The following is a 23,624-nucleotide window of genomic DNA, read 5'->3' as shown; positions in this document are numbered from 1 at the left end:
TTGTGACGGGCCGGCCCCGAAGGAGCCGACCCGAAGGTTGGTTTAATGAACGTTTTCGATCTTGCCGAAGTCGAGCTCGTTTTCTTCAGGCGAGGAATTGATCGCCGCAACTTCGCTGCGTTTGGTCGCCAGGATGTAGAACATGCAGGCCAGGTAGATCAGGATGACGATCGCCCCGATCCACTGGATCTGCAGCCACTGGCTTTGGAACAGCAGCGTCAGTCCGAACAGAACCGCCACGTTGCCCGCGATATATGCGGCCTTGCCGAACCGTTTGGTGGTCAGGTTCAGGTTGTCGGTGTACAGCCGGATCAGCGAATCCAGCGAGTTGATCACGAAGGTGATCCCCACCACGACCATGGCGATGTTCATCAGGCCCACGGTGGTCAGCTCGTTGAGGTAGTAGTGGTAGAGAACCGCAAACCAGATCGCCAACGGGATGGACGGGAAGATCAGCAAAGCGGCCAGCAGCTGCCAGGTCTTCAGCCCGCCCACAAAGCGCGAGGTGAACTGCCCGATCATGATCGACCATGCAAACCACCAGAACAGGTAGAACTCGTGATATTCGGTCAGCGGCAGCACGAATTTGTGGATATTGGCAAAGTAGCCGCCGATGTTGCTGATCGAGGATCCGAACTCACCCAGGCCAATCCCAGCATTGATCCACAGCAAGGCGATCAACCCGAGGAACAGGAAGGACGAACTCAGCGACAGAACCTTCACGAACTTGATGTCTGTGGAGCTGTAAGCCGCCGCCAAAATCACCGCGAAAACAATGACGTAGAACGTGGCCACAACGCTTTCCCCATCGCCGATTTCGGGGATGTAGTACGGCATGTAAATCAAAAACAGCGACGCGGTGAACGCGCAGGTGGCGATGATGACGATGTTGTTTAGGATGCGCACCGCGGGGATTTCAAAGAACTTCACCCTCGGTTCAATCACGCAGAAATAGAAGCTCGTCAGGAAGTAGAACGCCCAGATCAGGAAACCCCAGAACCCGAATTCCAACGCCAACGGGTTGGTAAACGCGTAGGCGGGCTCGGTCGCGGTATCCGCATAAAGCGGGAAGTCAAAGGCCAGCGGGAACATGATCAGCCCCACATCCAGCCCCGAGGTGAACAGGATCGCAATAAAGGTGAAAAGCGGCACGGGCGTCACGCCGATGCAGCGCACGTTCCACCATTTGATGACGCAAAACAGCACCAGCGCGAAGGCGAGCAAGATGCCAAAGGAAATAACGAGGTTCATTTGAGGTCTCCCTAAATGCGGGCATGGATGCCCGTCTTTGTTGTGGGAAAACGGCTATCACAGCGGCTGCAAAAACTCAACAAATCCTGAACGACCATTCAGTTTTTGGAATTTGCGTCCAGAAACTTGAACTTAGCACCGGTTGTGTCATGCTCGCACGATGACCCGCCGCCGTATCCGCGATATCCGCCATGACGAATTCGTCGCCGCCACGATTCGTGGCGTGCACGCGCATGGGTTCGGCCGGGTCACCATGGCAGAGATCGCCAAGGAGGCCGGCAGCTCCGCGGCCTCGATCGCCTATTACTTTGGCTCCAAGGAGAAGCTGATGGAGGCCACTATGCGCCATTTGCTTACGCTTCTCAAACAGGCAATGCTGCGACGCTACGCGGCGGCAAATACTGCGCGCGACCGTCTCATTGCGGTCATCGATGCCAATTTCGACGATCAGCTCTTCACGCCCGCGCAATGCTCGCTCTGGGTGCAATTCTGGTCCAACGCCCCGTACGCGCCCAGCCTGTCGCGCCTTCACAGCATTAACCGCGCCCGTGTGCAAAGCCATGTCCAGGCGGAGGTCAAACACCTCTTCCCCCCAGACAAACGCGCCGCTGTCACGGCAATGCTCCAGGCCTATATGGACGGCGTCTGGCTGGAAGCTGCACAGTCAAATGACTGCAACCCGAGCCAAGCGCGAAAAGATGCGGCGGCCCTCGTCACCCTGCTTCTTCAATAGCAGCTTCTTTCTGCCGGAAATATGCTGGAGGGATGCCCGTGCGGCGGGAGGCAAAGCCTCCCAAGAGCACAAATATCACGCGCGGCTGAGCCGCACATTCAGATCGTGTCGCGCAGCATCTCGTAAGACACGATGACGCTCTTCCGATACGCCTCACGCCCACACAGCCGGTCGTAATAGCCCCGCAACGCGCCAAACTCACGCCGCTCAATCTCGATGTCAAAGTAACGGTAGAGCACATGGCCGAAGGGAATATCCGCAAGGGTGAGGGCATCACCCGCAAGGAACGCGTGATCGCGCAGCTGCCGATCTGCTGCGGCCAGCTCATGCTCGAACCGGTCCACGGCATCGCGGATCGCTGGCCGGTCCCAGCGCGCCGCCGGCGTGCGCACGACCCGCCAGAAAATCGGGCCCGTAAAGCGGTTTGCGACCTCAACCTTCGCCCATTCCGCCCATGTGTCGACCGCCGCCCGCGCCACAGGGTCCTGCGGCCAAATTACCCCGTCCCCATAGACCGCACCGAGGTAGCGCAGGATCGCCCCAGACTCGAAGATCGCAAGGCCGTCCCCATCCACCAAAACCGGGATGCGCCCATGCGGGTTCAGCGCCAGAAACTCTGGCGTATCCAGCCCGCCAAAGCTCTCCCCGCAATCGATGCGGGTGTGCTCCAGCCCAAGCTCCGCCAACGCCCACAGCACCGCCTGTACGTTCGACGACGTGGCACGCCCATAAAGCGTCAGCATTCACTCACCTCTCGGGAACCGCTTGCTCTCTTCCAGCACGTTCAGGTCCATGTGGTTGCGCATATAGCGCTCGGACGCTTTTTGCAGCGGCTGGTAGTCCCATGGATAATAGCCTCCCTCGCGCAGCGCCTCATAAACCACCCAGCGCCCGGCTTGGCTATGCCGGACGCCTGCGTCAAACGCATCCAAATCCCACCGCGCATCGGCCTTGGCCGATAGCGAGTTATACGTGCCCGCATGCGCCGCATCCTGCGCCAGGTTCACCAGCTCATGGGGGTCGGCCTCCATGTCAAACAGCTGGTCGGGGTCCAGCGCGCAGCGGTTGAACTTCCACTTGCCATAGCGCAGCGAGACCAGCGGCGCATAACTCGCCTCCGCCGCGTATTCCATCGCCACCGGCGTGTCGCGTGTCCCGCCCTGCCCCAAGGGCACAAGGCTCTCACCGTCTGTCCAGTCCATCACCTCCGACATGTCCACCCCCGCCAGATCACACAAGGTCGGGCAGACGTCGATGTTGGACACCGGCGTCTCCACCAGACCGGGCGCCATGTCAGGTGCGGAAATCATCATCGGTACCCGCGATGATCCCTCATAGAAGCTCATCTTGAACCAAAGGCCCCGCTCCCCCAGCATGTCGCCATGGTCAGAGACAAACAGGATCGTGGCCTCCTGCCGCGTGTCCTCAAGCGTCTGCAAAATCCCCCCAACCTTGTCATCGAGGTAGCTGATATTGGCAAAATACGCCCGCCGCGACCGCTTCACATCCTCTTCCGAGATATTGAAATTGTCCCGGTCATTGGCGTCCAGAATGCGCTTGGAATGCGCGTCCTGCTCTTCATAAGGAATGGCTGCAACCTCCGGCAAAAGGTGGTCGCAATCCTCATACAGGTCCCAATACTTCTTCCGCGCCACATAAGGGTCATGCGGATGGGTAAAGCTCACGGTCAAACACCACGGCCGCGCGTCAGCCCCACGGGACAGGTCATACAGCTTGCGGGTCGCGTGGTAGGCCACCTCGTCATCATATTCCATCTGGTTGGTGATCTCGGCCACGCCTGATCCGGTCACCGAGCCCATATTGTGATACCACCAGTCAATCCGCTCGCCGGGTTTGCGGTAATCCGGCGTCCAGCCGAAGTCGGCGGGGTAAATGTCGGTTGTCAGCCGCTCCTCAAACCCGTGCAGCTGGTCCGGCCCCACAAAATGCATCTTGCCACTGAGGCAGGTCTGATACCCTGCGCGGCGCAGGTGATGCGCATAGGTCGGGATGGCCGATGAAAATTCGGCGGCATTGTCGTAACACCCCGTCCGCGACGGCAATTGCCCCGACATGAACGACGCCCGCCCCGGCGCGCAAAGCGGTGAGGCGGTGTAGCTGTTGCGGAACCGCGTCGACCGCGCCGCCAGTTTCTTCAGGTTCGGTGCATGCAGCCACTCCGCCGGGCCGTCGGGGAACAAGGTCCCGTTCAACTGGTCGACCATGAGGATCAGGATGTTGGGTTTGCTCATTGGCGTTTTAGCTCCGCGTTTAGATATGAGAGTACGATGTCGGCGGCATGCGCCGTCTCCTGCGCGCCGCCAAGGGCCGCGCGAATGTAGAGCCCGTCAATCAGCGCGCCGATCCCGCAGGCAATGTCGTCCGCCCGCGCACCGCAAAGAGGGCGCAGGTCATGCAGCAGGTTCGAGCGCAGCCGCGATTGGTAGACCCGCAACAGCCGCAGCGCCTCCGCGTTGCTATGGGCCCGCACATAGAGGTTCAGCCATGCGCTGACCGAGGCGGGTTTAAACGCCGTGTCCCAGAAGCTGGCCCGGATCACCGCTTCCAGACGCCCGCGCGGCGTCGGGGCATCCGCCAGCCGCTGCGCCACCTCAGCTCCGAAAACACGCAGGATGTGGCGCATCGCCGCCTGAAAAATCTGCTCTTTGCCGCCAAAATAATGATGCGCCAGCCCCGAGGACACCCCCGCCCGACGCGAAATGGCGCTGACCGTCACATCAAGCGACCCCGCAGCGGAAATCTCGGCGATCGTGGCCTCAACCAACGCCTTGCGGCGGATTGGCTCCATTCCAACTTTTGGCATTGCATCCCCCTTGGCGGGGGACGTTATTTTTTATTGACTGACGAGTCAATTAACAAAGCTACACCTTCGTCGCAGGTGGCGCGGGCGTGATCGCCTGCCGCTTCAGGACATGTTCGCGCCACGTAATGAACGTCACCGCCCCAATAATCAGCACGCCGCCCAGCACCACCCAAATGTCCACCGCCTCGCCAAAGGCGAGCCAGCCCAGCAGCACCGCCCAGACCAGCTGCAAGAACGTCACCGGCTGGGTCACCGTCAACGGCGCCGACGCGAAGGCCAGCGTCATCGTGTAATGCCCCCCCGTGGCCAGCGCCGCCAGCAAGAACATCCACCCCAGCTGCGCCACGGTCGGCGTCACCCACACAACAGCCGCCATCGGTGCCAAACCAATCGTCACCGTCACCGACAGCAAGAACACCACCACCGCCGGGGACACCTCGTCCGCCATCAGCTTGGCGCTCAGGTAAGACCCCGCAAACAACACGGCGGTGAACAGCATCGCGAAATGCCCAGAATTCAGCTCCCTGAAGCCCGGCCGCAAAATGATCATCGCCCCCGCCAAGGCGGCCACAACCGCCAGGATCCGCCGGAACGCCAGCTTCTCCCCCAAAAACAGCGCAGCGGCGATGGTGACGTAAACCGGATTGAGGTAGTTCATCGCCGTCACCTCCGCGATGGAGATCTGGGTCATCGAATAGAACCACAACATCACCCCCAGCGAATGCACCACGCCCCGAAACGCTGATATCTTCCAGATGCGCGGCGTCAGCTTGGCCGCCCGCATGGCGGGGATCATCGGGATCAGGAACACCAGCCCCAGCAGGTAGCGCAGGAAAGCAGCTTCGGCGGCGGGCAGCCCGTCGCCCACATATTTCACCACTGCAGTCACCGCCAAAAACAACGCGCCGGTGACCAACATCCAGAAGACGCCGAGAACGGGGTTATGTGGGCGTGGCGACATGACTCAACCAGACAGCGAGACCACCCCCGCCGCAAGCGCAATCGCGTTCAATGTCCGAAAATCAGGCCCAACGCGATGACCCACATCGTCAGCCCGACGCCAAAATCAAGCACCTGCCACGCGCGGGGCCGCGCAAATATCGGTGCCAGCAACCGCGCCCCGAACCCCAGCGAAAAGAAGAACACAAAGGAGGACACAACCGCGCCCAGCCCAAATTCCAGCCGCGCGCCCGGATATTGCGCCGAGATCGAGCCCAGCAGCACAACCGTGTCCAGATAGACATGCGGGTTCAACCAGGTCAGCGCCAGGCAGGTCAGCAACGCGGCCCGCAGGCTGCCTGCGCCCTGCCCTTCGGCGCTCATGCCATCAGACCCCCGCCAAGAGGAGCGAAAGGAGATCAAGCCATACACGAATAGGAATGCAGCCCCGCCGTAGCGCATCGCGGCCCCAAACCACGGGGCCACTTCGCTCAGCTGTCCAAAGCCGCCGACGCCTGCGGTGATTAGCAACGCGTCCGATACGGCGCAGGTCAAACACACCGCAAACACATGGGAGCGCCGCAACCCCTGCCGCAACACAAACGCGTTTTGCGAGCCAATCGCCAGGATCAGCGAAAACCCAAGCGTGAAACCCGCAACCGCGGCGCCAAAGCTCATAGTTTCATCTTGGCAAAAATATGCAAATCCAACATCAAAATGAGAATGCTAGGCTCATTCAAGCTGGGCCATGACCTCATCAGAGGCTTCGAAATTGGCCGTAACCGTCTGGATGTCGTCATCGTCTTCCAGCGCGTCCATAAGCTTCATCAGCTTCTGCATGCCTTCCAGGTCCAGCTCGGTCGTCGTCGTCGGCTGCCAGATCAGCTTGGTGGACTCAGATTCTCCCAGTTCGGCCTCCAACGCCGTAGACACGGTGTTCAGATCGGTATCCGCGCAGATGATCACATGGCCATCCTCGGTGCTTTCGCAATCCTCGGCCCCCGCCTCAATCGCCGCCATCATCACCGTGTCCGCGTCACCCACATCAGCCGGGTACATCACCTGTCCCTTGCGATCGAACATGAAGCCCACGGACCCGGTCTCGCCCAGATTTCCGCCATTCTTGGTAAAAGTCGACCGCACGGTCGACGCGGTGCGGTTCTTGTTGTCGGTCATCGTCTCCACGATCACGGCCACACCACCGGGCCCGTAACCCTCGTAGCGGATTTCGTCGTAATTCTCGGCGTCGCCGCCTTGGGATTTCTTGATCGCGCGCTCAATCACGTCCTTGGGGACGGATTGGCTTTTCGCTTCCTTGACCGCCAGCCGCAGGCGCGGGTTCTTCTCGGGATCAGGGTCGCCCATTTTGGCGGCCACGGTGATCTCCTTGGCGAGCTTGGAAAAGAGTTTCGAACGCAGCTTGTCTTGACGGCCTTTGCGGTGCTGGATGTTTGCCCATTTTGAGTGGCCTGCCATGGGTCTCTCCCCTGTCTTTGGTGGTCGATATGCGAGTGCTTCCTCTTAGCGGGGCCGCGCGCCGCCCGCAATCCCGACAAGTCCAATCCGAAGGATAGAGACAATTGAAACTGCTTTGGTTGGATCGCGCAACGGATTGTCAACTTCCTGCCACCAGCTTGGCGCGCGTTACATGTCCTTAGAATGGGGTCCCCATGGCACATCAAAACACCCGAATTGGCTGGGTGGCCTTCCTGTGCTTCGCGATTTTGCTGCACATTCCGCCAAGCGTGACCCCCAGTGTGGCAAATGGCTCGCTGTTTGTGGCAGCGCCGGCCCAGACCAAGGGCGGCCTGATCATGCATCGCGCCTCTGCGCCTGCGACTATGACGGCCACACTGGCCCCGACCCCGCCACCCATCATTGGCGAGACGTCACGTACCGTTGCCAGTCTGTTTCGCAAGGCCCCGGACAAAGGCATGTTCCGGCCGATCAGCCAATCGTCGTTGCGTGCCGCGCGGCGCAGCAAAGCGGGCGCCGGGCGCGCCAGCGACGACATTGCCGCACATATCCCCGCCCGCAGTCGCGGACCAAAGCTTGCTGCCAACTCCAGCCAGATCGACCGGCTGCGCCAACTAATTGAAACCGCCGAGTCCCGGCATGACGGTTATGACGCCGTCCAACATCGCGCCAAGGTCAAACCGGCCCGACTGCCGACCCGCATGACGCTGTTTGAAATCTACACCTGGATCGACAACACACCGGGCCAGCCACATGCCATCGGGCGCTATCAGTTCATCCCCGCCACGTTGCGCCGGTTGGTCAAACGGCTTGAGTTGCCATTGGGCACGCGCTTCTCCCCCGCCATTCAGGACCAACTGGCCGACATCTTGCTGGCAGAGGCGGGACTGAACCGGCTCCAGCGGGGCGAAATCACCCGCGAGACCTTCATGAAAAACCTGGCCAAAATCTGGGCGGGACTGCCGACCTCGACCGGCAAGTCCTATTACGATGGCTACGCCGGAAATTCCGCCAGTATCAGCTGGGCCACCTTTGATCGCGAAATGGGCAAGATATTTCCGACGAAAACGCCTTCCTGATCGGGCCGCGTTAACGCTTTGACCTGCGCGCGGGTCAAGATGAAACGTTGATACGTTGTCTATATGCTTTCTCTACGCAAAATAGACAGCGCCTGACCGGCATCAGAGCCGTTCATCTTTCATCCGCTTTGATGGCAAAACCGCGCAGAAAATCCCCCTTTCGTCCATCTGCAATGCAGGGCAGAGTCCGCCCCATGACAACTGATCAAATCATCCTCTTTTCGCTCTTTGGCGGCGTCTTCATCTTCCTGCTCTGGGGCCGCTGGCGTTACGATCTTGTGGCCTTCACTGCCCTCATGCTGGGCGTCGTTCTGGGCGTGGTGGAGACCAAGGACGCCTTCGCGGGCTTCGGTCATTCGGCCACTTTGGTGGTCGCTTTGGTGCTGGTTGTTTCCGCCGGTTTGGTGCGCTCGGGGGCTGTGTTTCTGATCACCCGCACGCTGGTTGATTCCGCCCGCAGCCTTGGCGCGCATATCACCCTGATGGGGGCAGTTGGCGGCATTTTGTCGGCTTTTATGAACAACGTAGCGGCCTTGGCGCTTTTGATGCCGGTTGATATTCAGACTGCCCGCAAAGCGGGGCGCGCACCGTCTTTGTCGCTGATGCCGCTGAGCTTTGCCACCATTCTGGGCGGCATGGTGACCTTGATCGGCACGCCCCCGAACATCATCATCGCCTCCATCCGCCAGGACAATCTGGGCGAGCCGTTTCGCATGTTCGACTTCGCCCCTGTGGGTGGCGTGACAGCCATTGCCGGGCTGATCTTTGTTGCGCTCATTGGCTGGCGCCTGATCCCGCAGAAAGCCGATGCCAGCACCTCCGGCGACCCGATGGATGACTACGCCGAGTACATCGCCGAGCTGGTTGTGCCCGAGGGATCCAAACTCATCGGCAAACGCCTGCGCGAGCTCAACGAGGACGCAGAAAAAGCCGACGTCGCCATTTTGGGCCTGATCCAAGACGGCCAACGCCGCTACGGCTCCGGCCAGAACCGAAAACTCAACGCAGGCGACGCCTTGGTGTTGGAAGCCACCCCGGACGCGCTCGATGAATTCCGGTCGGCCCTGTCCCTGCAATTCGCTGATGATAAACGGGAAAACATCGTTCGCGCGGAAAGCGACGGGCTCAGCGTGATCGAGGTTGTGGTCACGGATCAATCGCGCATCAACGGCAAAACCGCGCAGGCGATTGGCCTGACATGGCGCCAACAAGCGGTGCTGATGGGCATCTCCCGCGAGGGCAAACCGATTAAGGCCCATGTTCGCAAGACCGAGGTTCACGCAGGCGATATCCTGTTGCTGTTGGTTGCCCCGGAGAATGCCAGTGACGTTGCTGAGTGGCTGGGTTGTCTGCCGTTGGCCGACCGCGGGTTGGTGGTCACCGAAGACAAAAAAGTATGGCTCGCCATAGGCTTCTTCGCCGCCGCCGTGGCCGCCGCCTCTTTTGGACTGATTTATCTTCCAGTGGCCCTGGGGCTGGTGGTGGTGGCCTTTGTTTTGGCCAAAATTATTCCAATCTCGGAGATCTATGACCACATCAGCTGGCCCGTGGTCGTTCTTTTGGGGTCCATGATCCCGCTGGGACAAGCCCTGGAGCAATCCGGCGGAACAGAGCTGATTGCCGGGTCATTGGTCTCGCTCACCGAAGGGATGCCCGCATGGGCCATTTTGACGATCCTGATGGTCGTCACGATGAGCCTGTCTGACGTTCTGAACAACACGGCCACAGCCATCGTGGCCGCGCCCATTGGCATCCAGATGGCCCAGTCCCTTGGGGTTAACCCTGACCCGTTCCTGATGGCGGTCGCCGTTGCCGCGTCCTGCGCGTTTCTGACGCCCATCGGCCATAAGAACAACACATTGATCCTTGGGCCGGGCGGGTACAGCTTTGGCGATTATTGGCGCATGGGGCTGCCGCTGGAAATCCTGGTGGTCGCGGTCTCTATCCCGGCGATCCTGCTTTTCTGGCCACTCTAACGACGGCCACCCATCAAAATCCCTCAGCAGATTCAAAGCGATAGCTTTGCCCATTGGTGTCGGTGATGCTGACGCTTGCGATGGGGCGGAAAGGCACCTCCCCCTCATCCAGCGGCAAAACGGGGCCTGTCACCTCGTTCAGCGGTATCTGTCGACCGGGCGTGCCAGCTGCCAATGCCACGGCGTAAGTGTAGGGATAGGGACATTCCGTCAAAAGTCCGGTCCACCCGGCTGCGGCAAAGCTGCCTCCGGCATTGCCCAAACACTGGGATTGGTCATCCATCTCGACAATGATGCGGTCCCCGTCAACAACCACGAACGCCGGACGCGCCAAGCGATCTGGCGGAGGGGGCGGCAGCGTGATCTCGGTGCTGGGTCGGTTCAGCGCACGGTCCAAGAACCAGTCACAGCCTTGCAGTGCAACCATGGCCAGGCAGAGCGACACAACGGGCAACGTCTTCATGCAAGCTTCCTCATAGCGGCCAGATAAACGGGATGACCGCGCTGGCCAATATACCAATGCTGAGATTAAGCGGAATGCCCACCTTCATAAAGTCAGTGAATTTGTAGCCCCCTGGCCCATAGACCAGCATGTTGGTTTGATACCCGATTGGGGTGGCAAAACTGGCGGACGCGGCAACCATGACGGCGACGACAAGGGGCCGGGCGTCAATGCCCATGGCTGACGCAAGCCCGATGGCGATTGGGGTGACGACCACTGCGACCGCGTTGTTGGACACAAGTTCGGTCAAAACCGATGTCAGCAGGTAGATGCCCCAGATGATAAAGAACGGTGGGAAATTCATCATATAGGGGGCGAGCGTTTCCACGATTAACGCAACCGCGCCAGAGGCTTGCAACGCCGTGCCGACTGCCAGCATCGCGAAGATCAAAGTCAGCAAGCGCCCGTCAACGAAGGAGAAAGCCTCCTCCGCGTCGATACATTTGGTGAAGAACACGACAGCAACGGCAAGGATGGCCAGCAAGAAAATCGGGGCAACGCCAAGGCCTGCAAGCCCCACCAAGCCCAACAGCGCCACGATTGCGATGGGGGCATGCCCGCGCCGGAAAGCCCGCGCGGTAGGATGCGCGACGTCAACAAGCCCCATCTCGGACGCAAGCCGGGCAATATCTTCCGGCGCGCCCTCAAGCAGCAGCGTATCACCGACGCGGACCTCCATATCGTCAAGCTGCTGGCCGATATTCTGGTCGCGGCGATGCAGCGCCAGCGTGTAGACCCCAAAGCGACGACGCAGCCGCATTGATCCCAACGTGCGCCCGATCATTCGCGCACCTGGCGTGATGAGGACCTCGACAGTTGATGTCTCCACGGCTGACAGTTGGTCCACGCGTTTCAACTGCTTGTTGGCCTGTAATGACAAAAGTTCGGTCATCTCTGTGCGCAAGATCACACGGTCGCCCACCTGCAGGGCCACCCCTTTGAGATTGCGGCGCAGCGAAGTGTCGCCGCGCACCACGTCGATCAGGCGCACCCCATCACGCTTGAACAGCTGCACATCCTGCACCTCCCGCCCGATCAGGTTGCTTTCCGGCGGGATAGCGGCCTCCGAAAAGAACTTCTTCTTGGAGCGGTCAGACAGCAGCGACGCCATGCTGGAACGATCCGGCAGAAGGCGGGGGCCAATGAAACGCAAGTAGATCATGCCCCAGATCACCAGAACAATTCCAAGCGGCGTGACTTCGAAAATGGTGAAAGGTTCCATCCCGTTGGCCCGCGCCACCCCATCCACCAGAAGGTTGGTTGACGTCCCGATTAACGTCAGAGTGCCCCCAAGGATCGCCCCATAGCTGAGCGGGATCAGCAATTTCGACGCCGATAGCCCCATGGTCTTGGCCAATTGCACGAAAACGGGGATCATCACCACGACCACCGGCGTGTTGGACACGATCGCGGATGAAATCACCACGAAGCCCATCAGCGCGGCTATCGCCATGACCGGGTTCGTTGCGGCCTTCCGGTCGGCAATTTGCGTGAACCAGTCCAGAGCCCCAGTACGCACCAGAGCCCCCATTACGATAAACATCGCGGCAATGGTCCACGGCGCGGGGTTCGACAACACGGACAAAGCCGCGTCATAGGGCAGAACCCCGGTTACCAGCAAAACTGCAACACCGCCAATGGCGACCACTTCCGTCGGGTAGGCCTCGCGCATGAACAGTACGAACATGCCCACCACTACGCAGAGCGCCACGATGGATTGGGTGGTTTGTGGAAGGGCAATCAGGTCCATATCAGGGCCTTTTCAGTAGCTTATGTTATGCAGTGTCGCGCAGCGTGGGGGCGCTGTCCAGCAGTCGTGGGCGAGGCTGCACCAACGTCAGACCGACAATCATCACCACAAAAGCGGCCCAGACCCAAACCGAGTAGCGTTCCCCCAATAACAGCATCGACCAAAGCAGCCCGAACGCCGTCACCGGATAGCTGACCTGCACAGCGAACACCGCACCAGCACGGCCTATAAGCCAAACGTAGCCTGTATAAGTGAGCGCGTGGACAACGGATGACACCAAGATGGCCACATCAGGCGCACCCATCGGAATTTGCAGGACAAGAAACTGTCCTTTCCAAATGGCCAGCGGCAGCGTGACAAACACGCCCACAATGGACGCCCCGAACATCACTTGAAACGGGTCCAGACCGGCGGTGCCCCAGCGCGCCACGTAGTTGCCTTCGAACGCATAGAGGCATGGGGCGACCAAAGCCAAAGGAATTACAGCCAACATGGCACGTTCCGGCAAGCTGGCCTCGGGCAACGTGATCAGCAATACCGCGATCAGACCCAACGTCAGTCCGATCAGGCGGCGCAGCCTGAAATGTTCATTTCCAAGCGCCAAGGCCATCGGAAACGCTATCATTGGGATAAGGGACAACAGGATCGACACAATCCCTGCAGGCAAATGAACCATCGCCTGGTATGAAGCGCCGTTTGGCAGCACTGTCCCGATCAGGGCAATTACCACGTAAGCCCAGATATGACGCACACCTAATGGCAAAGCGGTCTTACGGACGGCGCAGATCACGCCAAGAATTACGGTCGAAATGGAAACCTGCCAGAAAATCAGCCCGAACTGGCGGTAGTCCTCGCTGACGGCGATTTTGGTCAGCGGCTGCGTGACGCCCCATGCCGCCCCTAAGACCAGCAAGAAGGCCATGAGAAACAGCTTGTCCCTCATTCTAGGGGCCTATTCCGGCCCGGAGGATGCGAGCCGCCCACCCTGCCGCACCGGAACGATGCGCGTCGCTTTGCCCGTGCGATCGTCGGTTTCGACATATGCACCGCTCAACGTGGCCTCTTCGCCCGCGGGCACAAAGCGACCTTTTACCATGCCGGTCACAAACCGACGCATCGGTTCGGCCTTCTCCATCCCGATGACCGAGTGGTAATCGCCGCACATCCCTGCATCAGACAAAAACGCGGTTCCACCCGGCAGGACCATGGCATCCGCGGTCGGCACGTGAGTATGGGTGCCGACCACCAAGGATGCCTTGCCGTCGCACCAGTGCCCCATGGCCATCTTCTCGGATGTCGCCTCGCAATGCACATCGACCAACGCGGCGTGCACCACACCGCCCAACGGGTGGGTCTTCAAGGCCTGCTCTATCAAACCAAACGGGTCCTCGAACGCGCGCTTCATGAACACTTGGCCCAGCACCTGGGTCACCAGCACTTTGCGCCCTCGGGTCGCCTCGAACACGCGCGCACCAGCGCCCGGCGCGCCCTTGGCGAAATTCAGCGGGCGGATGATGCGCGGCTCCTGGTTGATGAAACTTAGCATGTCCTTTTGATCAAACGCATGATCGCCAAGGGTCAGCACATCTGCGCCGGCGTCCAACAGCTCTTTGGCATGAGCGGGTGACAGCCCTGCCCCGTTCGTGGCGTTCTCGCCGTTGACGACGACAAAATCGAGCGCCCACTCTTCGCGCAAACGGGCCAGATGCGTGATCACGCCAGCGCGGCCAGACCGCCCCATAACATCGCCAAGAAATAAAAGCTTCATGCTGCGTTGCTACGCCTCCGTGCGGGGCTGTGCAATGGGGCTGCGCCTCAGGGGATTATCACGCCCTGCTCGGTCACGATCATATCCAATGGCTGGTCTGTCGCTTCCAAGGGCAATTGATCCGCCATTTGAGCGCTATAGGCGTAGCCAATCGCCGTAACCGACCCATTTGCGCGCAGACTTTCCAATGTGCGGTCATAAAACCCGCCGCCGTAACCCAGCCGCATTGCTTGCGGAGTGAAGGCAACCAGCGGAACGATCAGGACCTGGGGCGTCACCCAGACGCCTTTTGCAGGGACTTTCGCACCAAAGGGGCCGTCCTTCATCTCGCAACCAGGTGACCATTCGCGGAATTTCAGCGCCTGCCCTTTGCCTTGTATGACGGGCACGCCAACCGGCCCAAAGGACGCAAGCGCCGCCATGGCAGGGATGGGGTCAACTTCGGTGCGGATCGGCATGTAGCCCGTCAATGGCGCACCTTTCAAGGGCATCAACACCTTCAACAACTGCGCCGTCGCCTGCGCATCCGCTTCAGAATTGCGGGCCAGCTTGCGTCTTTGGAACGCGGCCTTTCGGGCCTGCGCTTTGAGTTCAGTCATCGCTGTCATGCGGGCCGTTTTGAGCTGAAGGGCGACGCTTGGCAAGAGGGCTTCGATGCGCCTAATGTGGGATATGTCCTTGTTGAAACTCGATCACCTCGCCGTTTCTTGCGAAGCGCTTGATGCAGGCGCTACTGCCATTGAGCAGCGGCTTGGCATTTCGCTTGAAGTCCAAGGGGAACACCCCGACATGGGGACCCATAACCGCCTGGCCTCGACGGGAGACATCTATCTTGAGGTGCTGGCGATCAACCCCGACGCCAAGGGTCCCAACCGGCCACGTTGGTTCAACATTGACAACTTTTCAGGCACGCCGCGGTTGACCAATTGGATTTTGCAGACCGACGACATCGAAGGGGTACTCGCCAATTTGCCCGGCGGCTTTGGTGAGCCTCTTGCGTTGCAGCGCGGCGACCTGAAGTGGCGGATGGCAGTGCCAAAGACGGGTATTTTGCCGTGGGACGGGCTAGGACCGGCAATCATCCAATGGGACGCAGGCCAACACCCCAGCGCCATCCTACCTGACTGCGGGTTGAGACTGTCCAGGCTGACAATACATCACCCACAGGCCGTCGAGATGGCGGAACTACTGGGGCCGTTCATGCCGCGCGACACCGCGCAATTCATGCCGGATGAAGACGCAAAGCTCGTCGCAATCTATGACGGGCCAAATGGCGAGATTCGGTTGGAATGAGTGTCATACGACCGGCCGAGCCGCGCGACGCTTGTGCCATTGCGGCCATATTGAACCAAATTATCCGCGACACCACCATCACCTTCAACAGCGTCGAAACGACCGAAGCGGAGGTGGCCAATGGCATCGCCCAGGCAGACGCGTATTTTGTTGCAGAACTGGACAATGCCGTTGTTGGCTACGCCAGCTTTGGGCCATTTCGCAAAGGGATTGGCTATGAGGCGGTAAAAGAACATTCCATTTGCCTTCATCCAGATGTGCGTGTCGCAGGAATTGGCAGCAAGCTGCTGGAGAATATTGAGAAATCCGCAAAGTCGATGGGCGTCCGCAACATGGTAGCCGGCGTTTCCATTGAGAACGACGCGGGGCTCAAGTTTCACGCAAAACACGGATATGAAAGGGTCGGCCATCTGCCCGCGATTGGACAAAAATTCAACCGCAGCATTGATCTTGTGCTCATGCAGAAAACCCTCTGACATTCCCAAACGCATCGGGTAGCGTGGCGCCATGTCGATTTGGCAACGCATTGCAGACGCGATCGCCGCCCTCGCCAATGGCGAAGGGCTGACTGCGGTATTCGACAAGTTGCGGGCGGAACCGGAAAAGACGGTCGCCTTCACCATCGCAGTCATAGCCCTGGGGGCAAAAATGGCGAAGGCGGACGGGCTGGTTACACGCGGCGAGGTGTCCGCCTTCCGCGAAGTGTTTACGATCCCGCCCGAAGACGAAGATAATGCCGCACGCGTATTCAACCTGGCGCGTCAGGACGTGGCAGGGTTCGACAGCTATGCCCGCAAGATTGCGGCCATGTTTGATGACCGCCACGACACCCTCTTTGATCTGATGGAGGGGCTGTTCCACATCGCGGTCGCAGATGACAATTACCACGATGCAGAAGACCAGTTCCTGTCAGTGGTGGCCCGCATATTTGGAATGACAGACGCCGAATTTCGGACCCTTCGGGCGCGGTATGTCCCTGATGCTGACCACGACCCCTACTTCATCTTAGGCGCCACCCCGGACATGTCATTGAAAGATGTCCGCGCGCTCTGGCGCGAACTTGTGCGCGAAACTCACCCCGACCGGATGATGGCGCGCGGCGTGCCCGAGGAAGCCAGAAAGATGGCCGAGAAGCGGCTGGTCCAGATCAACCGCGCCTGGGAAGAGATTTCGGAGAAGGCCGCGTGAGAATAGCCACCTACAATGTGGAGTGGTTCTCCACGCTCTTTGCGGATGACGGAACGCTCATTGATGATGACAGCTGGTCCAGCCGTCGTGACGTGACAAAACAGCAGCAAACAGCAGCTTTGGGGGCCGTCTTTCAAGCGTTGGATGCGGATGCTGTCATGGTTGTTGAAGCTCCCGATACCAGCCCTAAGCGGGATGGCTGCACAGCGCTGGAACATTTCGCAGATCGGTTTGGCCTTCGGGCACGAAACTGCCTCATCGGGTTTACCAATGACACGCAGCAGGAAATAGCGTTGCTCTATGATCCAGATGTGATCAACGTCACGCATGATCCAAAGGGGCCGGCGACCGGCGGCAAAGGCGAAGCGCCCCGATTTGACGGCGTCTTTCACATCGATCTCGACGTTGATGACCGCGAAGATCACATCAAATTTTCAAAGCCCCCATTGGAAGTGGCGCTGGTGACGAAGGACAACCAACACCTTCGCCTGATTGGCGCGCATTTGAAATCAAAGGCACCGCACGGCGCGCGCAACCCGGCTGCCGTCATGCGCCTGTCGATCGCCAACCGCCGCAAGCAGCTGGCACAGTGCATTTGGCTGCGCGAACGGGTGGAGCAGCACCTAAATGCAGGTGAAGATTTGATCGTGATGGGTGATTTCAACGATGGCCCGGGCCTGGACGAATATGAAGAGCTGTTTGGCCGCTCTAGCGTCGAGATCGTTCTGGGGGTCGGCAAAGAACCAGAAACCCGCATGTTTGATCCCCATGCTCATGCCGCGCTCGCCCAACGGATTGGCGCGCAAATGGCGACCTCCCGTTTCTATGTTCGACGCGAAAAACGTTACCTGAACGCGCTTCTGGACTACATTATGGTGTCCCCTGCCTTGGCCGACACCAAGCCAAATTGGCACATCTGGCACCCTTTTGACGATCCGGCATGCTGGGGAGACGTGGAATTGCGCGACGCGCTGCTGACCGCATCCGACCATTTCCCCGTGACCTTGGATATTGTGCTCCCTGCCCCTATCTTGAACACATGAAGGTCCTGCTGCTCATCATCGCAGTCTCTGCAATTCCGCTTGCTGCGGTAGCCGAAAACGCGCCCGATCAAGACGCGCCCGTTATTGAAGGGCTGGACGAATTGGCGGAAGGAATGCGGAAGTTGTTGGAGGGTTTCACCGACGACATGGCCCCCCTGATGGAGGACCTTGCCGACCAACTAAAGGGCCTCAACGCTTATCACCCGCCAGAAGTCCTACCGAATGGCGACATCATCATTCGCCGCAAACAGCCCGCTGACATCCCGGATGAAGGCGCGGATGACGCAATCGACATTTAGGGGCTGCGACGCAGCGTCGGAAAATTGCAAGAATTACGCAATTAGCTCTTGCAGGACGCGGGCAGACTTTATATCTCACGCCTCACCAACGGATGCGGGCGTAGCTCAGGGGTAGAGCATAACCTTGCCAAGGTTAGGGTCGTGAGTTCGAATCTCATCGCCCGCTCCAATTGGTACTCACATCGACATCCCTATCGACACATCCTGCCTTATTTATAAGGCGAGATGGTTATTGTGCCCCTTTCCCTATCCCTTTTCAGCCCGCAGTGTCTCCGATTGTGGGGCAGAAGGACGAGGAAAGGCACTCATGGACACGCATATCAAGGCTTTCACTTCGCCCGTGCCGCAGGCAAACGGGGCACTGCTTGGGTCGATGACTTGGGTCAAGCGCCTACCAGCAACCTTGTTGGCCATCAGACAGCCAACTGTCATAAGCCGCTGCGCGGCTTGGCCACCATACGTGTAGATGTTCTTCAACGCTTCACCCATACCTACTTGCTGGCGTACATGCGTTTCTTACGGGCGCGAATACGGTCTGTGGCGGCGCGCGTGCCGTCGTGGAAACTGCCAAACCAACGATCAAGAGGGATCTCTTCCGAGCCGTAGTTGCATTCGAAATAACGGTGGTGCAGCTGGTGATGGAAGGACCCAGCCTTCATCGCCTCCTTGTTTCGGACGAGCAGTTTGGCAAAGCCGGAATGCGAATAGATAGCCCCGAGGTTCAACGCGAACATATGGAAGATCAGATGGATCGGATGTGACGGCAGCACGAAATGGATCAAGATGCCGGAATAGTAGAGCACATGTTCCGCCGGGTGCATCGCGAGGCCAGACCACGGGCCTACGTTCACATTGCGATGGTGCAGGTGGTGCACGTTTTTGAACAGCCAGGGGATGTGGATCAGCCGGTGGATCCAGTAAAAGTGGAAAGACTGCCAAAAACGGATCACGAAGAAGAACAGGACAAACCAGACCGGCGACGCGCGGACGCTGTCCAGCGACCAGACCCAGCCATTTGCTGCCACCCAGAAATAGAGGATCATCCAGGCCGACCAGATCGGCACACCAGAGACCAACGACCAGAACATGTTGTCCCAAACCTGATTGCCAAATGTGAAACGGCGGCTTTTCTCCATCGGGCGTGCGTCGAACTTCAACTGCATTTCCTGCCCCCGCAGGATGAACAGGTAATAGTGCAAAGCGCCCGCCAAGATCACGGTGGCCGCAAAGTTTATTACGAAGATTTGCAGTGGCCAGCCCCATGACAGGACCTTCATGGCCTCCGTTGATGGCCAGAAAAGGAAGAACGCCACCAGAGCGAAGGTCAGGTGACTGACAGGCGGCGTCAGCTTTGTCCACGTGCCGAGCAGCCAGTTGAGCGCGGCTTTTGGTTTCGGTGGCAGATCAAAGACCGGCGACATGGATATCGGCAGCGCAGGATGAAAATTCCACTCTCGCGATTTACCTGCCGGTTCAATTTCTGGTGTCGCGGCGTCTGTCTTGGACATGATGTGCTCCACTCTTGATAGTCTAACGCATCAGCGTGATCAGCCGCAGCACGGCGACCATGCCCGGATTGTCCATCAATTCGGGTCGACCGAAACGATCACCCATTGTTTCTTGATGTATTTGTCGACGGTCCAGATCGGCTGCAGCCCGTTATCCATGACAAATCCGTCGCCCGCCTTCACTGTGAATTCCTGATCATCGCTGGTTCTGATATTCGCCTCCCCCTCGAGAATGTAGCAATATTCGATTTGATCGTTCTGCGGCCCGCGGAAAACGCCTGCGGTGCTTTCCCAAACGCCCGCACGGAATGCGTCATTCGCGCCTTTGAAATGGACCCAAACCGTATGTTCATGGCTGCCCGATATGGTGTTGGCGCTGGTGTCTTGGCGTATGGCAGGTGGGGTGCCGTCGGCGAATTTCGTCAGTGTTGTCATCGTCTCTCCTCGCGCTTGGACGGTACGCTCAAATTCCGTCTGTCAGTGTTTCGAACCGGTCGCGCAGGGTCATGGCTGGGGCCGCGAACGGGATCAGGTGGCTTGTAATCCCATGGAACGGGATCGGCGTGACCGGCTGGATTGGGAAAGGCAAATCGTCCGCTTGCGTGCCCAACAGCTTGGCGGATAGCGCACGCCCCATGACCGAGGTCATCGCAATCCCACGCCCACTAAACCCAATACCTGCGGTAATCCCCGGCGCAGGTTCGTGAATGTGAGGCATCATTTCAGGCGTCACGGCAATGCGCCCGGCCCATTTTCGTTCAACCGGGATGTCCGCGATCTGGGGGAATACCGTTTTCAACCCGCGTTTGACGCGGTGGAACCCCCCCAAGTGATCGACCCGTTCGCTGCTGCCGACACAGCCGAAGATTAGTCGGCCGTCGCGGTCATAGCGGGCAAAGTAAATCGCAAGGCGCGAATCCGAGATCGTCACTTTCCCGGGCAAAATTTCGGCCTGCTGCGCCTCTGTAAGGGGCTGCGTTGCAAGCGCGACACTGAACAGCCCATGAAATGTCTTTTCCAGGTCAGGCCAGGCACCTTTGCTGTAGCCGTTGGTGGTCAGTACGACGTTTTCCGCAGTGATCTGCCCATTCGTTGAAGATGCTTTCCACTTGCCGTCGATCCGTTCGAGATTTGTGATTGGCGTCCGCTGAAACGCATGTGCACCGCGCTCAATCGCGGCCCGGGCGTAGCCTCGCGTTAATGAGAGCGGCTGCACATGACCACCAGCGGCGTGGCGCAGCGCGAAGGCATAGGCAGGCGATCCACTGGCATCAAGCACCGCGTCGCCTTCAATCTCCTGAATATCAAGGCCAGCGGCGGCCCAGCTGCTGCCAAGCGCGCGCAAATTTGTGCGGGCCTTCTTGGTATGTGCGGCTTGGATCCAACCGTTCTGGACCGCATCACACTGCACCCCGAACCTTTCGATGTCGCCGAACAGATCGTCCGCGGCCGTTAGTGTTGTCTGGATCAGCCTTGCGCCGTGCGTTTCGCCAAGCATGTCGATCAGCTTTTGAGGTGTCTGGCGCCAGATCGGGTTACATTGCCCGCCACTGCGTCCTGACGACCCCCAACCGATCTCTTGGCTATCAACCAGCGCGACCGAAACGCCGGCCTCCGCGAGGCCAAGAGCCGTTCGGCAGCCCGTTAGCCCGGCCCCGACAACGAGGACATCCACGTCAATTGAGCTGTCGAGCTGCTGGCATTCGGGCGCGGCCTCAGCCGTGACGGTCCAGTGAATTTCTTCTTTGACGGGTGAATTGATCAAGTTGCCTCAAAAGTTTTGCATTGTAAAACTAGCATTTCGCCATTAAAAACTATGACTCAAAAGTCATGCCGTCAACGGTCAATCCAATTGCTCGGCGGCGCGAGATCGCGCGCCACAAGGCATCGCTGGCTCACCAAGTTGTTCTGTGATACGAAAATCGAGTTTCGCTTGGCGGCACGATCTTTCGCGGCTCTCTTGGCCTAACCCGCGGTGCCGCTGCATTAATCAACAACGCTGGGATCGCTTTGATGCAAAGTTCAATTGTCCAGAAGGTGCTGGTCGTTCTCACGGTCATCAGCGAAGCGCAGAAACCTCTGACATTCTCTGAGATTGTCACGAAATGTGCGCTGAACAAAAGCACTGTTCACCGGCTGCTGGCGATATGTATCGAAGAGAATATGGTGCGCTTTGATCCTCAGAGCAAAGCCTACTTTTTGGGCCCGCGCGTCTTTGATCTGGTCAAGAACGCCTATAGCGGCTTCGACATCCAGGCGATTGCGCTGGACGAGATGGTCAGCCTTCTTGATCGTTTTGGAGCAAATGTCACCTTGGGCATCCCCAGCGGTCTTGAGGTGGTCTATCTCAGAATTCTGGAAGCGCCTCATTCGCTTGGCGGCGTGCAGCGCCCGGGTATGCGCGAGCCTGTTCATTGCTCGGCGTCAGGGAAAGCGCTGCTCGCCTTTCTTCCCGAAAAAGTCGCGTTGTCCAAACTGAGCGACCATGAGTTCACGCAATTCACGCCCCGCACTATCACCAATGCGGCGGATTTTCTGTCCTGTCTATCTCGGGTTCGCGACCAAGGCTTCGCCACGAATGACCGGGAGGAATATGAGCATTTCCTCGGAATCTCGGCGCCAATCTTCAACTATGTTGGTGAGGCAATCGCGGTGCTCAATATCTGGTCGGTCTACCCACAGCACAGCATCAAGGACCTCATTGGTTGGAGCGGTGAGCTGATGCAGTCAGCGGATCGGGTGACCGACCTGATTGGCGGTGTGAAGCCGAGCGAGCCTATGCACTGAAGGCGGCAAGGCGGTTTTGACTGCGAGTTTTGCATTGCGAAACAGCCATTTTGCAATGGAGGAAAAACTTGCGGGCGCTTGTTTTGCCTGTAATGGTGTGCGCATCGTAAATGAGTCTTGTTTAAAGGCGCTCTGCGCAAAAGAGGCTCTACGAAGTTCAAATGGGAGGAACTCAATGATATCCAATATTAAAAAGGCGGCACTTGCTGCCGCAACAGCAATGACGGTCATGGCACCGGGAATCAGCTACGCAGAAGATGTGAATGTCGCATTCTTTCTTCAGTGGCCAACGCCAAACCTGATGGCAAAAACATCCGGCGCATATTCGGACGCCATGGGTGTGGATGTGAACTGGACCGACTTTACAACCGGCACCGCGATGACCGAAGCCATGTTGGCTGGCGACATCGACATCTCCTACAGCCAGGGCCTGGCACCATTCGTGACCGCCATTCAGCAAGGCGCGCCGCTGAAAATGATCGGCATCGCCGTGGTTTACGAAGCCAATGATTGCTTTGTGCGCAACGAGCTGGGCATCGATGGCTCCAACGCATCCGAGCTGGAAGGCAAGACGGTTGCTGTTCCATTGAACACAATGGCCGACTACGCGTTCCGCAAATACATGGCGCATTACAACGTCGACATCTCCACGATGACTGTTGTTGACCAGGCTCCGCCGGATGGTGCGAAGTCGCTGGCTGATGGCGCTGTGGACATGGCATGCGTCTTTGGTGGCGTTGACACGAAATCTGCTGGCGAAGTTGGCACGGCCATCATGTCGTCAGATGAAAAACGTGCGGCCAACATCGGTTCGTTCGACGTCATCACAGTGACCGAGAAATTCGCAACTGAGAACCCAGAGCTTGTTCAGGCTTTCATGGATGCAACCAAAGAAGCAAACGAAGCATGGACCGGCTCTGATGAGCAGGTGCAGATGGTAGCGGAAGCGTCCGGCATGAATGTCGAAGATACGAAAACCACAATCGGTGGCTTCGTGATCCCAACCGTTGAAGACCAGAAGAACAACTTCTTCAACGAAAACGGCGATGCGGCTTCTGCTGCGGCGTCTCTTGGGCTGGTGTTCTCCGACTCTACCACGGATGTCGCCAAAACAATCGACAGCTCTTTCCTAGAGTAATCGTCAAATAACGTGCGATTTGAAGGGGCTGGAAACGGCCCCTTCAAGCTTGTTGATCCGCGTTTTTGTC

At 58.7% G+C, this 23,624-nt stretch carries 25 protein-coding genes and 1 tRNA gene; 11 read left to right on the top strand and 15 right to left on the bottom strand.

Features of this window, described 5'->3' with window-relative positions; translation table 11 throughout:
* Positions 1–42: 42 nt before the first annotated feature.
* Positions 43–1,251, bottom strand: coding sequence for a BCCT family transporter (locus Q0899_RS00370; protein WP_299190666.1), 1,209 nt, complete (start codon positions 1,249–1,251; stop codon positions 43–45).
* A gap of 160 nt (positions 1,252–1,411) precedes the next feature.
* Here Q0899_RS00370 and betI (Q0899_RS00365) point away from each other — a divergent pair, with 160 nt between their 5' ends.
* The gene (betI, locus tag Q0899_RS00365; protein WP_298292834.1) at positions 1,412–1,984 is read left to right on the top strand and encodes a transcriptional regulator BetI; all 573 of its coding nucleotides are present in this window, start codon (positions 1,412–1,414) and stop codon (positions 1,982–1,984) included.
* A 98-nt stretch (positions 1,985–2,082) separates the two neighbouring features.
* On the opposite strand, the gene Q0899_RS00360 is transcribed toward betI (Q0899_RS00365), so the two are convergent.
* The 6 genes from Q0899_RS00360 to Q0899_RS00335 are packed head-to-tail and all read right to left on the bottom strand — an operon-like array spanning position 2,083 to position 7,223.
* Positions 2,083–2,727, bottom strand: coding sequence for a glutathione S-transferase family protein (locus Q0899_RS00360; RefSeq protein WP_298292836.1), 645 nt, complete (start codon positions 2,725–2,727; stop codon positions 2,083–2,085).
* Complete coding sequence (betC, locus tag Q0899_RS00355) at positions 2,728–4,236, bottom strand: choline-sulfatase (protein WP_299190663.1); 1,509 nt, start codon at positions 4,234–4,236, stop codon at positions 2,728–2,730.
* Positions 4,233–4,808 (bottom strand): transcriptional regulator BetI, encoded by a 576-nt coding sequence (betI, locus tag Q0899_RS00350; RefSeq protein ID WP_299190661.1) that lies wholly within the window; start codon positions 4,806–4,808, stop codon positions 4,233–4,235. The genes betC and betI (Q0899_RS00350) overlap by 4 nt, the downstream gene beginning before the upstream one ends.
* Before the next feature lie 58 nt (positions 4,809–4,866).
* On the bottom strand, positions 4,867–5,769 hold the full coding sequence (locus Q0899_RS00345) for a DMT family transporter (RefSeq protein ID WP_298292843.1): 903 nt from the start codon (positions 5,767–5,769) through the stop codon (positions 4,867–4,869).
* A gap of 47 nt (positions 5,770–5,816) precedes the next feature.
* Positions 5,817–6,425: a LysE/ArgO family amino acid transporter gene (locus tag Q0899_RS00340; protein ID WP_299190659.1), complete on the bottom strand. Its 609-nt coding sequence runs from the start codon at positions 6,423–6,425 to the stop codon at positions 5,817–5,819.
* A gap of 54 nt (positions 6,426–6,479) precedes the next feature.
* Entirely contained in the window at positions 6,480–7,223 is a 744-nt protein-coding gene (locus Q0899_RS00335; protein ID WP_298292847.1) for a YebC/PmpR family DNA-binding transcriptional regulator, read from the bottom strand.
* Positions 7,224–7,417: 194 nt separating this feature from the next.
* Here Q0899_RS00335 and Q0899_RS00330 point away from each other — a divergent pair, with 194 nt between their 5' ends.
* Positions 7,418–8,302: a hypothetical protein gene (locus tag Q0899_RS00330; RefSeq protein ID WP_299190657.1), complete on the top strand. Its 885-nt coding sequence runs from the start codon at positions 7,418–7,420 to the stop codon at positions 8,300–8,302.
* Between the two features lie 194 nt (positions 8,303–8,496).
* Positions 8,497–10,278 carry an SLC13 family permease gene (locus tag Q0899_RS00325; protein ID WP_299190654.1) on the top strand — a complete coding sequence of 594 codons (1,782 nt, stop codon included), beginning with the start codon at positions 8,497–8,499 and terminating at the stop codon, positions 10,276–10,278.
* Between the two features lie 13 nt (positions 10,279–10,291).
* On the opposite strand, the gene Q0899_RS00320 is transcribed toward Q0899_RS00325, so the two are convergent.
* From Q0899_RS00320 to Q0899_RS00300, 5 genes are read right to left on the bottom strand one after another with little or no spacing between them, the layout of a single operon-like run.
* On the bottom strand, positions 10,292–10,741 hold the full coding sequence (locus tag Q0899_RS00320; protein WP_298292853.1) for a hypothetical protein: 450 nt from the start codon (positions 10,739–10,741) through the stop codon (positions 10,292–10,294).
* 10 nt (positions 10,742–10,751) lie between these two features.
* Positions 10,752–12,530, bottom strand: coding sequence for an SLC13 family permease (locus Q0899_RS00315; protein WP_299190652.1), 1,779 nt, complete (start codon positions 12,528–12,530; stop codon positions 10,752–10,754).
* 25 nt (positions 12,531–12,555) lie between these two features.
* The gene (locus Q0899_RS00310) at positions 12,556–13,473 is read right to left on the bottom strand and encodes a DMT family transporter (protein ID WP_299190650.1); all 918 of its coding nucleotides are present in this window, start codon (positions 13,471–13,473) and stop codon (positions 12,556–12,558) included.
* 9 nt (positions 13,474–13,482) lie between these two features.
* Complete coding sequence (locus Q0899_RS00305; RefSeq protein ID WP_299190648.1) at positions 13,483–14,298, bottom strand: TIGR00282 family metallophosphoesterase; 816 nt, start codon at positions 14,296–14,298, stop codon at positions 13,483–13,485.
* Positions 14,299–14,345: 47 nt separating this feature from the next.
* Positions 14,346–14,906: a 5-formyltetrahydrofolate cyclo-ligase gene (locus Q0899_RS00300; protein WP_299190646.1), complete on the bottom strand. Its 561-nt coding sequence runs from the start codon at positions 14,904–14,906 to the stop codon at positions 14,346–14,348.
* Between the two features lie 46 nt (positions 14,907–14,952).
* On the opposite strand from Q0899_RS00300, the gene Q0899_RS00295 reads away from it, so the two are divergent.
* From Q0899_RS00295 to Q0899_RS00270, 6 genes are all read left to right on the top strand, one after another.
* Entirely contained in the window at positions 14,953–15,591 is a 639-nt protein-coding gene (locus Q0899_RS00295) for a VOC family protein (RefSeq protein WP_299190644.1), read from the top strand.
* Positions 15,588–16,067: a GNAT family N-acetyltransferase gene (locus Q0899_RS00290; protein WP_299190642.1), complete on the top strand. Its 480-nt coding sequence runs from the start codon at positions 15,588–15,590 to the stop codon at positions 16,065–16,067. The genes Q0899_RS00295 and Q0899_RS00290 overlap by 4 nt, the downstream gene beginning before the upstream one ends.
* A 31-nt stretch (positions 16,068–16,098) precedes the next feature.
* Positions 16,099–16,779, top strand: coding sequence for a molecular chaperone DjiA (locus Q0899_RS00285; RefSeq protein ID WP_298359295.1), 681 nt, complete (start codon positions 16,099–16,101; stop codon positions 16,777–16,779).
* Positions 16,776–17,822, top strand: a complete 1,047-nt coding sequence (locus Q0899_RS00280) for an endonuclease/exonuclease/phosphatase family protein (protein ID WP_299190640.1) — start codon at positions 16,776–16,778, stop codon at positions 17,820–17,822. Before Q0899_RS00285 ends, Q0899_RS00280 begins: the two co-directional genes overlap by 4 nt.
* Entirely contained in the window at positions 17,819–18,121 is a 303-nt protein-coding gene (locus Q0899_RS00275) for a hypothetical protein (RefSeq protein ID WP_298292871.1), read from the top strand. The genes Q0899_RS00280 and Q0899_RS00275 overlap by 4 nt, the downstream gene beginning before the upstream one ends.
* Before the next feature lie 94 nt (positions 18,122–18,215).
* Positions 18,216–18,290 (top strand) — tRNA-Gly (locus tag Q0899_RS00270).
* 322 nt (positions 18,291–18,612) lie between these two features.
* Here Q0899_RS00270 and Q0899_RS00265 read toward each other — a convergent pair.
* The 3 genes from Q0899_RS00265 to Q0899_RS00255 all read right to left on the bottom strand — a co-directional run bounded on the left by Q0899_RS00265 (position 18,613) and on the right by Q0899_RS00255 (position 21,394).
* Positions 18,613–19,629 carry a sterol desaturase family protein gene (locus tag Q0899_RS00265; protein ID WP_299190638.1) on the bottom strand — a complete coding sequence of 339 codons (1,017 nt, stop codon included), beginning with the start codon at positions 19,627–19,629 and terminating at the stop codon, positions 18,613–18,615.
* Between the two features lie 75 nt (positions 19,630–19,704).
* Positions 19,705–20,064: a cupin domain-containing protein gene (locus Q0899_RS00260; protein WP_298359305.1), complete on the bottom strand. Its 360-nt coding sequence runs from the start codon at positions 20,062–20,064 to the stop codon at positions 19,705–19,707.
* A gap of 28 nt (positions 20,065–20,092) precedes the next feature.
* Complete coding sequence (locus Q0899_RS00255) at positions 20,093–21,394, bottom strand: FAD-binding oxidoreductase (protein WP_298292877.1); 1,302 nt, start codon at positions 21,392–21,394, stop codon at positions 20,093–20,095.
* Between the two features lie 248 nt (positions 21,395–21,642).
* Here Q0899_RS00255 and Q0899_RS00250 point away from each other — a divergent pair, with 248 nt between their 5' ends.
* Both Q0899_RS00250 and Q0899_RS00245 read left to right on the top strand, forming a co-directional pair.
* Positions 21,643–22,416 (top strand): IclR family transcriptional regulator, encoded by a 774-nt coding sequence (locus Q0899_RS00250; protein ID WP_299190635.1) that lies wholly within the window; start codon positions 21,643–21,645, stop codon positions 22,414–22,416.
* Positions 22,417–22,591: 175 nt separating this feature from the next.
* A complete protein-coding gene (locus Q0899_RS00245; RefSeq protein WP_299190633.1) occupies positions 22,592–23,554 on the top strand; it encodes an ABC transporter substrate-binding protein in 963 nt (320 codons plus the stop codon).
* Positions 23,555–23,624: the final 70 nt, after the last annotated feature.

The organism is uncultured Litoreibacter sp., from assembly GCF_947501785.1.
Taxonomy (GTDB): Bacteria; Pseudomonadota; Alphaproteobacteria; order Rhodobacterales; family Rhodobacteraceae; genus Litoreibacter.
This window is presented reverse-complemented; position numbering and strand designations above follow the sequence as displayed.